Source organism: Flavobacterium columnare NBRC 100251 = ATCC 23463 (genome assembly GCF_002530675.1).
Taxonomy (GTDB): domain Bacteria; phylum Bacteroidota; class Bacteroidia; order Flavobacteriales; family Flavobacteriaceae; genus Flavobacterium; species Flavobacterium columnare.
Genome location: NZ_PCMX01000099.1, coordinates 1 through 4,206 on the forward strand (window position 1 = coordinate 1; position 4,206 = coordinate 4,206).

Genomic DNA, 4,206 nt, shown 5'->3' on the forward strand with positions numbered 1-4,206 from the left:
TTTCTAGGATCTTTAAAATGTGCGTATTTTAACCTACGACATTTCCTTTTAAATTTATTATAGTCTATCTTTTTTACTTTCACTAAATAAGGTGGAAACCAAGGGATGTTAGCATCTCTTAGATCTTCATCTTTTTTAATAAAATTTTTCATCATATTATTATTTAATGCAAAAAGGGTATCCGTTTTAGCATCTCTATACATATAGGATATATATTCTTTATCCCAATTTTTACCATTGTATATATTGTTAATTATAGAGAATCTAAATTTAAATTTTCCAGTATTTATTTGATAATCATCAAGTGAGAAATAATAACAATCAGACTGTCTTCGGCAAAAATGAATCCCATATTCGCCTATAATGGTTGCTTCTTTATCGCTATATATATATATATATATATATATATATATATATATATATATATTCACTGCTATTATCATCAAAATAAGTACTTTTTTTGTCTTTAATTATATACCTACTCGATGATCCTCTAAAAATCACCTCTTTTTTAGGTGTGATTTCTAGGGCACAATAACTATCTAAGTAGTTTACTCTAAAATCTGGATCATATTTGTATTTTTCATATACATAATACGTGCTTTTGCCACAAGCTATTAATGTCATAAAAGTAAGTAATACAACAATTTTTTTCATTGTGTTATAGTTTTTAAAACGGTAATTTCAACGCCTTTTTCTTGTATGATGCGCCATTGTTTTTGGGTATAGGATTTGCGTTCAAAATCGGGGTTAATATCCGATGAATTTGCTTTTTGGTAATAATCCATATAGTTGTCTAAGGTTTCTGATTGGGTTTTCCAGTTAGGATAAACAACTAAATTATCAGCCGTTTCTTTTTCGGCTTTTAAGGCTTTAAGTTTATTTTTTAACTCCTCTTTGGTTTGCGCTTGTGTTGCACTCGATTCTTGATTTGAACCTAAATAAAACTGATGGTTTTGTTCGGATATTAATGCGCCTTCATTTTTAGGTTTTTTTTAAGGTTAATACGGTTTATCAACGTGTAATACTTTGCCCCCAAATTTTCTAGGATCTTTAAAATGTGCGTATTTTAACCTACGACATTTCCTTTTAAATTTATTATAGTCTATTTCTTTTACTTTCACTAAATAAGGTGGAAACCAAGGGATGTTAGCATATCTAAGACCTTTATCATTTTTAATAAAATTACTTACACTATTTGCTTTAGAGAGTATAATAGAGTCTTTATTTTTTTCGTCGTAGCTATACATTACATATTGCTTATTCCAATTCTTTATATTGTAAAAATCATTAATATCTACTGATTTAAACCTAAATTCATTTGTATTTATTTGAATATCGGTAAGAGAAAAATAAAAACATTCAGAAGATTTTCTACAAAATAATATACCATATTCACCTATATTAGTAGCTTCTTTATCGCTATATATATATATATATGAACTACTGTTATCATCAAAATAAGTGGTTTTTTTATCTTTAATTACATATCGTCTAGATGATCCTCTAAAAATCACCTCTTTTTTAGGTGTGATTTCTAGGGCGCAATAACTGTATAAATAATCTTTTCCTGAATCAGGGTCGTAATCATACTCTTCAAAGGCATAATACGTGCTTTTGCCACAGGATATTAACACTGTAAAAATGAGTAAAATAATAATTCTTTTCATTATTGTATAGTTTTTAAAACGGTAATTTCAACGCCTTTTTCTTGCATGATGCGCCATTGTTTTTGGGTATAGGATTTGCGTTCAAAATCGGGGTTAATATCCGATGAATTTGCTTTTTGGTAATAATCCATATAGTTGTCTAAGGTTTCTGATTGGGTTTTCCAGTTAGGATAAACGACTAAACCATCAGCCGTTTCTTTTTCTGTTTTTAAAACTTTAAGTTTATTTTTTAACTCCTCTTTGGTTTCTGTCTGTATTGCACTCAATTCTTGATTTGAACCTAAATAAAACTGATGGTTTTGTTCGGATACTAATGCGCCTTGTGTTTGCGAGTTTCCTAAAATGGCACCTATAAAGTTGTTTTCAAAAGCTTCTCCCATTCGGTTCATCTTAATAGTGATTTTAATCGCATTGTATAAGTGTTGTGCATTAGTTCCTGTTTGCATGGGTTGTATTTCATCTATTGTTTGTAATCTCCCCTCTAACTCTTTAATTTCGGCTTCAATATCTTCTTTATATCGTTTATTCTTGATTCTTTTTTCATAGTTTCCAAGCACTTTTTTTTCAAACGGATGTTCCAATCCTAAACTATGTCCTAGCTCGTGCAGTATCGTCGTAATATTATCAGCGGCTTTAAGCCCTGAATCAAATATATAACATACCCCTGTACCAAGCAAAGAATAGGCCTGTACTAGTCTAGGCAGTACTAAGGTTCCATTGTCATCTGTTTCTATAGTGCTACTATCGCCCCCGCCGTGTATATCCTTACTATAAAACAAATGAAGGGTATTGGGTTTGTTAAGGGGCATTGTACCACCGCCCTCACTGCTTTGTTGTTTTAGTTTTAGATACTTACTATACTCGGCTTGTACCTTAGGGTGGTTCCAAGCCTTAGTAACAATTTTTTCTTGGTGTTTTTTTTGTGCATACACTAAATCTTGGCCTAGTTTATAATCAAATTCTTTGTCAAAAGTTTCCAGTAGCTTAATTTCTTGTTTCTCTATTTGATTTTTTAGTTCTTCGGGATTGCCCATTTTGTTTAACGCACTGGTGTATTTTGACTCGATTAATGAGTTAAATTTCTTTCTTAATTTATCTTCATCATCTTTTTCTACTTTCCTTCCGTATAACAACCCATTTAGCTCAAACAAATATCCTTGGTCTAAAAATTCCTTTTTGTTAACTATAATTTTTTGGGTTTGGGGGGCTAACTCGCCATAAATATAAGCTTGGTTAAAAGAGTTGTTGTTAAACTTTTTTTCCAGTTCTTTAAAAAGTGGGGCATTGGGTATGCTAACAACATTTAGATTTTCTTGGCTGGAAAAAACAATTTCTACAGGTTGTATAATGGTACTATACCGTTTAGCATTTGCCTTTATAATTAACTGCCCTAATACAAAAACATCGCCTTCTGCAATAGCCGTGATAACCACATCTTTATCAAAAGGTTGTAAACACTCAAGCGTTAAGGCTTGTGGGCTAACATCATTTATTGTAAGGGTCAGGGTGTCATTTCCTACTATTTTTATGGCAGTAGGGTTTGAACTGCTAAAGCGTACTTTGCTAGCATTTTTTAGTTTTGTTTTGGATTCTTTTGCTAGTACATATACAGTTATCGTACTTTTTTTGTTGTCTTGATTGCCTTCTACACCTGGCGGATACATACTGGCGTAGGCACTCAGGTGTATTTTTTCGTCTTTTACAAGTTCCTCTTTAGGAACAGTATGTAGTAAAGGCTGATAGTCTGAATAAGTACCCTCTGCACATACTTGGCTCTCAAATTTGTCAAAGCCAAATTCTCCTTTATAAAACAAGTCTTTGTTGCCATATTTTCCCTCTGAATGCAGTTTTGAACGGTAAAAATGTATACAAGCAGGAAATATACTGGATTCTATTTCTAATTTAGGAGGTTGTTGGGGTTCTCCATATATTGTCCCTTCTTTTGCGTTTTCTATAATTTTACCGTTAGAGTGAAACTCTATACCTTCTTTTGCAAATATCCTATACGTGCCGCCCGTAATCTTAATTAGATTACCGCCTACAATTCTTGTTCTTGACATAATTAATGGGTATTGGTTTTTTCAGCAGCATTCTTTCTTAACCCAGCGTCGCTGTGTAGTTCCGTGTTTTGTTCGCTTTTACTTATTGCTTTTCCTGCCGCTACTTCATTTCTTTCCTTTTTAGATTCGGTATGCACATCTCCTTGAATGACCTCTACTAATTTACCCGTTACATGAGTCATCATATCCATTCCTATATACGTGTTTTTTAGACCTCCTATACTTTCTGTAGATGTACCACTTATGGTATCATTTTCGTTCAATGCTACCAGTTTATACAAATTCCCTCCTATGGTTATCGTAACATCATTACCTACCATTATATTGAAGTTTTTAGGGATATTAAGTGTAGCATTGCCTTGTCCATCAAATTGTAAGTAGTTACCATCTGGGGTGCTTTGTTTCCAGCTTCCTTCGGCATCGTTTGCAAGGGTTTCTATACCGCTACGGGTTTTTATGGCTTTTACATCATTGCC

The 4,206-nt window shown here is 32.5% G+C and carries 4 protein-coding genes and 1 pseudogene; all 5 read right to left on the reverse strand.

Annotation, left to right across the window (positions count from 1 at the left end; translation table 11 throughout):
• Window positions 1-446 (reverse strand): hypothetical protein (locus tag B0A78_RS12030; RefSeq protein WP_133065790.1); only part of this gene is annotated, 446 nt, incomplete at its 3' end.
• Window positions 447-653: 207 nt separating this feature from the next.
• Window positions 654-788, reverse strand: coding sequence for a hypothetical protein (locus tag B0A78_RS14995; protein WP_262494545.1), 135 nt, complete (start codon window positions 786-788; stop codon window positions 654-656).
• Window positions 789-1,001: 213 nt separating this feature from the next.
• On the reverse strand, window positions 1,002-1,670 hold the full coding sequence (locus tag B0A78_RS12040) for a hypothetical protein (protein WP_097609707.1): 669 nt from the start codon (window positions 1,668-1,670) through the stop codon (window positions 1,002-1,004).
• Entirely contained in the window at window positions 1,670-3,730 is a 2,061-nt protein-coding gene (locus tag B0A78_RS12045; protein WP_097609708.1) for a hypothetical protein, read from the reverse strand. The genes B0A78_RS12040 and B0A78_RS12045 overlap by 1 nt, the downstream gene beginning before the upstream one ends.
• 2 nt (window positions 3,731-3,732) lie before the next feature.
• Window positions 3,733-4,206 (reverse strand): annotated as a pseudogene (locus tag B0A78_RS14530) (type VI secretion system Vgr family protein); the annotation flags it as partial.

Bases quoted from the DNA above. Each gene is read 5' to 3' on its own strand.
- B0A78_RS14995 (WP_262494545.1), bottom strand. From the start codon at position 788: ATGGATTATTACCAAAAAGCAAATTCATCGGATATTAACCCCGATTTT.
- B0A78_RS12040 (WP_097609707.1), bottom strand. From the start codon at position 1,670: ATGAAAAGAATTATTATTTTACTCATTTTTACAGTGTTAATATCCTGT.
- B0A78_RS12045 (WP_097609708.1), bottom strand. From the start codon at position 3,730: ATGTCAAGAACAAGAATTGTAGGCGGTAATCTAATTAAGATTACGGGC.